Origin of the sequence: Flavobacterium branchiophilum NBRC 15030 = ATCC 35035 (assembly GCF_002217205.1) — a bacterium.
Lineage (GTDB): Bacteria > Bacteroidota > Bacteroidia > Flavobacteriales > Flavobacteriaceae > Flavobacterium > Flavobacterium branchiophilum.
The window spans coordinates 21970-28019 of record NZ_MUGT01000164.1 but is presented as its reverse complement, the minus strand read 5'-3'; the positions used below and the strand labels follow the sequence as shown (position 1 = coordinate 28019).

Genomic DNA, 6050 nt, shown 5'->3' with positions numbered 1-6050 from the left:
GTAAAACTTCCAACAAAAACCAAAAATCTAACCATAGAAAAACCCTCAAAACCCATAGAAGAAGTACAAAAGATTTACGATTGCTTGAAATTTAAAATTATTAGAAAAACTAAAAAAGTTCATGTAGTGTACCATTAATAAAAAAAAGCTACTGATAATCAGGGTTTTGTGTTGGGTTTTCGGCAAGTTGGGTTAAAACTTTCTTTTTGATGGTGCTTTTCTTGATTGGCAACATAATTATAAACTTTTTTTATATGAGATTGACTATAAGAAAAAAACCCATAACCTTCTTGCCATTCAAAACGGTTTGATAAAAGTCTATTACCATTAATATATTTTGAAGATTTAGCTTTAATCGTTTTCATTAATTCTGATATAGAAACAGTTGGTTTCAATCCTAAAAAACAATGTACATGGTCTTCAACCCCATTTACTATGATGGTTTTGCAACCTGTTTCATTGATTAGTTTCCCAATGACAGCAAAAACGTCTTTTCTCCAGTCTTTATGAAGAACAGCTTTTCTGTATTTTACCGCAAAAACAGCTTGAATATATACTTGGTGATAGGTATTTGCCATATCTTTAAATTAATAAAATTATTTATTTCTATTTTTTTTCATCCCAACGGATTAAAATGCGTTGCTACAAAATGGTTCATCCCTTCGGGATTTACAAGTTGCATATTAGAGCCCTAGGCTATTTTCAACGGATTAAAATCCGTTATTACAAAATCGGTCATCCCAACGGGATTTATACGTTGCACATTAGAGTCGTAGGCTATTTTCAACGGATTTTAATCCGTTGTTACAAAAACGGTCATCCCAACGGGATTTATACGTTGTATATTAGAGCCGTAGGCTCGATTCATATAATAAGGCTGGACTTCAGTCCAGTCGATACAACAAGTAACACAATAACAGAGCCGTAGGCTCGATTCATATAATAAGGCTGGACTTCAGTCCAGTCGATACAACATGTTACACGATAAAAGAGCCATAGGCTCGATCCATATTTATTTCCAACGGATTAAAATCCATTGTTACAAAATGCGTCATCATATAAGATTTTTTTATCATTTCAACGAATTAAAATATGTTACTACTACATGTTTGATTTCAAGGTTTTTGTGGGTAATGTGTTCCCGCAAAAAGTACAAAACGAGTTCTTGCAAGGCTTTGTTATTGAGCTTGTCCTCGGTTAGCATTTCTGCCTTATTGCTTGGGCTTTTTGCTTCAATAATGACACCCACATTGGTTTTGGCGTCCTTGCCTGTATGAATTACTAAGTCGTTTCGGCCTTTATTCTTTTTCATCTTAAAAAGAGGTAATCATACATTAATGAACTACAGAAAAAGAATATTAAAAAAGTAAATTACGTATTTATTTACTTCGCTAATTAGTCATGTGTCGAAGTATTTTTTTATTTTATTTTTGAAACCAAATGGTGTTTCAAACATAAAAAAAAATTTTTATCTTAAAAAAACATCAGTAAATACAGTTTATAAATTATTAATGGAAAATATTTTAGTAAAATTAATCTATAAAATATACTTTTTTTTAGATAATATTAGAATGAGATTGATTAAGTAAAATTTATTTCAAAATGAAACCCTTTTACTTCTAACGCTTTATAAATCATATTATTAAATCGAAATAATTTTGCTGGCCTGCCACTTTTCAATTGTGGTGCTATTTCGTTTGTTTCAACTACAATCCCAAAACTCAATATTTTTTTTCTAAAATTTCTACGGTCTATTTCTTTTTCTAAAATGATACAATATAAATTTTCGAGTTCAGAAAAAAGAAACTTTTTAGGAAGCAAATCAAATCCAATGGGCTGATAAGTCAATTTGTTTTTTAGGCGAAGATGTGCCATTGCAACAATTGATGCGTGATCAAAAGCTAGTTTTGGTATTTCGTTTATGGCCATCCATTGTGCATTTACGGCGTCTGTTGCTGCCACGAGTTGAAATTTTGAAGGATCGACCAAACCAAAATAAGCTACCGATATAACCCGATTTCGATGGTCTCTTTGTACATCATCTCCAAAAGTATATAACTGTTCAAGATAATTAACCTCTACATTGGTTTCCTCTTTCAATTCTCGCAAAATGGCTTCGTGCAAAGTTTCATCATTTTGAACTAATCCGCCTGGTAATGCCCATTGCAAAACAGCTGCTCCAAATTTCTGTTGAATTAATAGTACATAAAGTTGGTTATTTTGAAACCCAAAAACCACAGCGTCCACAGCTATTCTTATGTTTTGCATCATCTTTTTTAAACTATTTTGAAAAAATTAAATTTCAATAGCAAATATACTAAAAACAAAAATACCTAACCAACCTACTAATCATAAAAAAATAGAAACTACAAAACATTGGATTTCATATATCAGAAGCTCAAAAATGTATTGGCATAACATGAAATCCATTTCACCTCAAATATTTAGTAATATGCCTATTAAAGGTATCAAAATAATATTAAATAAATACAAATTAAAATTGTATATGTATGAAAAAATATTATATTTGTTAAAATTCAAACTTTTTTATATAACCCTGAAATTCAGATTTTTAGAAATTAAAACATCACATTATGAACCATATCTGGAAAAAAATTATATTAAAAACCACATTAAGAGATCAAAAATATACTACCCTTGGAGCAGATAAACTGTCTAATTTTATTTTAGCAAAAGGATATCGAAAATTTGTAGTAATATTCAAACATTTTATAAAAGATATTTTATTAATTGGATTAGGTATTTTGTCTGCTGCTTTTGGATTCAAAGGGTTTTTATTAAATAATCATTTTATTGATGGTGGGGCTACAGGTATTTCATTATTGTTGGCATCTTTAACAAATATTCCACTATATATTCTTATTTTATTAGTAAATATTCCTTTTATTTTTTTGGCATATCATGTAATTAGCAAGGAATTTGCAGTCAAAACAGCACTTTCCATCACAGGTTTGTCCATAGCATTGGCTACTATTTCGTTTCCAGCGGTTACAAACGACAACTTATTAGTAGCCCTTTTTGGTGGTTTTTTTCTTGGGGCAGGCATCGGATTTGCCATCAGAGGCGGTGCAGTTATCGATGGCACAGAGGTTTTAGCCATATTTTTAAGTCGAAAATTGGGCATGACCATTGGCGATATTATTATTCCTATCAATGTTTTAATTTTTGGGGTTGCTGCTTATTTTTTAGGGGTCGAAATTGCCCTGTACTCTATGATTACCTACTTGGCCGCTTCAAAAACACTCGATTTTATTATAGAAGGTATAGAAGAGTACATTGGCGTTACCATTGTATCTACCTACAGCGATCAAATCCGACAAATGATTATAGACGTCATGGGGCGGGGTGTTACGGTATATAGTGGCAAACGTGGACATGGAAAAAACGGCGAAACCAAGGATACCGACATTATTTATACGGTAATTACCCGATTAGAACTCAACAAACTTATAACTGAAATTGAAAAAATAGAACCCGCCGCATTTGTTGTCATGAACAGCGTAAAGGACACCAAAGGAGGCATGATTAAAAAAAGACCATTAAAACATTAATTAAGGTATAAATATTTGAAATCTAACTAATATAGTTCCATATATTCTTTTTCTTTGTCATTTCGATGTAAGCATTTTTTAGGCTAAAATGGGCTTGTTTTTGCATCTGAGGATCGTCTTTTAGCAATTTCATTGCTTGGTTTCGAGCCAATAGTAATATATCCTGATCTCGAACCAAATCGGCTATTTGCAAATTCAAAACCCCACTTTGTTGTTTGCCCATAATGTCGCCAGGGCCTCTTAGTTTCAAATCTACTTCTGCAATTTCAAATCCGTCATTGGTTCTTACCATAGTGTCCATACGTATTTTACTATCATTAGACAATTTTACAGACGTCATCAAAATACAATAACTTTGCTCGGCACCTCTACCCACTCTTCCTCTCAATTGGTGCAGTTGCGACAAGCCAAATCGTTCGGCACTTTCAATAATCATAACACTGGCATTGGGTACATTTACCCCAACTTCTATCACAGTAGTGGCTACTAAAATTTGGGTTTTGCCCTCGGCAAATCGTTTCATTTCTGATTCTTTTTCAGCAGGTTTCATTTTGCCATGCACAATCGAAATGGCATAATCTGGTAACGGAAAATCCCTCGAAAGCCCTTCAAAACCATCCATCAAATCCTTATAATCCATTTTTTCCGATTCCTGAATCAGCGGATATACAACATATATCTGGCGGCCCTTGGCCATTTCTTGTCTTATAAAATGCCACACTTTGAGCCGATTACTATCAAACCGATGTACGGTTTGAATGGGTTTTCTGCCAGGTGGCAATTCATCAATAACTGATACATCCAAATCGCCATACAAACTCATCGCTAAAGTTCGTGGTATAGGAGTGGCTGTCATAACCAAAATGTGGGGCGGAATGTTGTTTTTTTTCCACAACTTTGATCGTTGCTCTACTCCAAATCGATGTTGCTCATCAATAATGGCCAGTCCCAAATTCTTAAAAACCACTTTGTCTTCCAATAGTGCGTGTGTGCCTATAATTATTTGAAGTGTACCATCTTCCAACGATTCATGTATTTGTCGTCGTTCTTTTATTTTGGTTGAACCAGTCAATATTTTGATTCGAATATCCATTTTCAAAGCCAATTCTGACAAACCTACAAAATGCTGGTTGGCCAAAATCTCTGTTGGTGCCATCAAACAAGCCTGAAATCCATTATCCAATGCCAACAACATGCTCATAAATGCCACTATCGTTTTGCCCGAACCCACATCGCCTTGCAACAACCGATTCATTTGTGCATGGCTCCCCATATCGTTCCTAATTTCTTTTATTACCCGTTTTTGGGCATTTGTCAAATCAAATGGCAAATGATTTTTATAAAATTCATTAAAATAAAGACCAACTTGTGTAAAGGAATGTCCTTTTATTTTATATTTTTGAATCAAATTTTTGGTAATTAATTGCAATTGTATAAAAAATAACTCCTCAAACTTCAATCTAAATTGAGACTTTGCTAACGAATGGGCATCTTTTGGAAAATGGACATTAAAAATGGCCTCCTTCTTAGACATCAATTGCAACTCTTCTATCAAATACAATGGCAAATGTTCCGTAAAATAATGATGTGTTTCTATCCATAATTGCTCCATCATTTTGCCAATAACTTTATTTGTAACCCCTCTGTTTTGCAAGCTTTCTGTAGATGGATAAATGGCTTGCATAGCCGATCGAAGGCTCTTTTGATGCTCTGTCATGAGCTCCATTTCTGGATGAGACATACTAAAATGCTGGTTAAATTTTGTAATTTTCCCAAATACAACATACATCTCATTCAGTTTAATGCTGTCCTTTATCCATTTAATCCCCTGAAACCAAGTGAGTACGATTTGTCCAAAATCATCTGCAAATGTAGCCACAAGCCGCTTCTGGTTTTTACCATATTCAACCGTTTGTAAATGAATTATTTTTCCTATAATTTGAACTTCAGCTGTCGTATTTTGCAACTGATTTGTGGTATAATATTTAGTTTTGTCAATATACCGATTCGGAAAAAAATGAACCAAATCGCCATACTTAAAAATGCCCAATTCCTTTCGCAACAAAGCCCCTCGAGCAGGACCAACGCCCTTCAAAAATTCTATCGGAGTATCAAAATAATGGGACATACGTCAAATAATATTAATAAAGTAAACAAAATCAAAAGACTACAAATATACAAAAATATACCATAATGAGCAGCTTCAACATAATTTTTTGGGCACCTCATCCTCCCTCCACTCCCGCTTTTTTTTCTTGCCGCAAAATCAACAAACCGCTTAGCGGCAAGAAAAAAAGAGCTCCGTTCAGGTCGGGGTGCAAACAACTATCTTACAAATTAGCATAATGCCTAATCAAACAGCCATTTTCTCTTAAATTTACAAATAAATTACTGTTTTTTTTCTAAATAAATAACAAACCAACATCTCTAAGTATAATTGCCTTACATGCTAATCATTTTCAAAAAACAAAGACTCCC

The 6050-nt window shown here is 33.4% G+C and carries 5 protein-coding genes; 1 reads left to right on the top strand and 4 read right to left on the bottom strand.

The window, feature by feature from the left end; genetic code table 11:
- Positions 1-158: 158 nt before the first annotated feature.
- From tnpA to B0A58_RS14800, 3 genes are all read right to left on the bottom strand, one after another.
- Positions 159-578 carry an IS200/IS605 family transposase gene (tnpA, locus tag B0A58_RS14810; protein ID WP_089081683.1) on the bottom strand — a complete coding sequence of 140 codons (420 nt, stop codon included), beginning with the start codon at positions 576-578 and terminating at the stop codon, positions 159-161.
- 494 nt (positions 579-1072) lie between these two features.
- Positions 1073-1312: a DUF7149 domain-containing protein gene (locus B0A58_RS14805; RefSeq protein ID WP_207758861.1), complete on the bottom strand. Its 240-nt coding sequence runs from the start codon at positions 1310-1312 to the stop codon at positions 1073-1075.
- Between the two features lie 269 nt (positions 1313-1581).
- Entirely contained in the window at positions 1582-2271 is a 690-nt protein-coding gene (locus B0A58_RS14800; RefSeq protein ID WP_089081682.1) for an NUDIX hydrolase, read from the bottom strand.
- A gap of 323 nt (positions 2272-2594) precedes the next feature.
- Here B0A58_RS14800 and B0A58_RS14795 point away from each other — a divergent pair, with 323 nt between their 5' ends.
- Positions 2595-3572, top strand: a complete 978-nt coding sequence (locus B0A58_RS14795) for a YitT family protein (RefSeq protein WP_014084337.1) — start codon at positions 2595-2597, stop codon at positions 3570-3572.
- 22 nt (positions 3573-3594) lie between these two features.
- Here B0A58_RS14795 and recG read toward each other — a convergent pair whose 3' ends face one another.
- Positions 3595-5700: an ATP-dependent DNA helicase RecG gene (gene recG, locus B0A58_RS14790; protein ID WP_089081681.1), complete on the bottom strand. Its 2106-nt coding sequence runs from the start codon at positions 5698-5700 to the stop codon at positions 3595-3597.
- Positions 5701-6050: the final 350 nt, after the last annotated feature.

Excerpts from the sequence above, each read along its gene's own strand:
- recG (WP_089081681.1), bottom strand. The coding sequence starts at position 5,700 with ATGTCCCATTATTTTGATACTCCGATAGAATTTTTGAAGGGCGTTGGT.
- B0A58_RS14800 (WP_089081682.1), bottom strand. The coding sequence starts at position 2,271 with ATGATGCAAAACATAAGAATAGCTGTGGACGCTGTGGTTTTTGGGTTT.
- B0A58_RS14795 (WP_014084337.1), top strand. The coding sequence starts at position 2,595 with ATGAACCATATCTGGAAAAAAATTATATTAAAAACCACATTAAGAGAT.
- B0A58_RS14805 (WP_207758861.1), bottom strand. The coding sequence starts at position 1,312 with ATGAAAAAGAATAAAGGCCGAAACGACTTAGTAATTCATACAGGCAAG.
- tnpA (WP_089081683.1), bottom strand. The coding sequence starts at position 578 with ATGGCAAATACCTATCACCAAGTATATATTCAAGCTGTTTTTGCGGTA.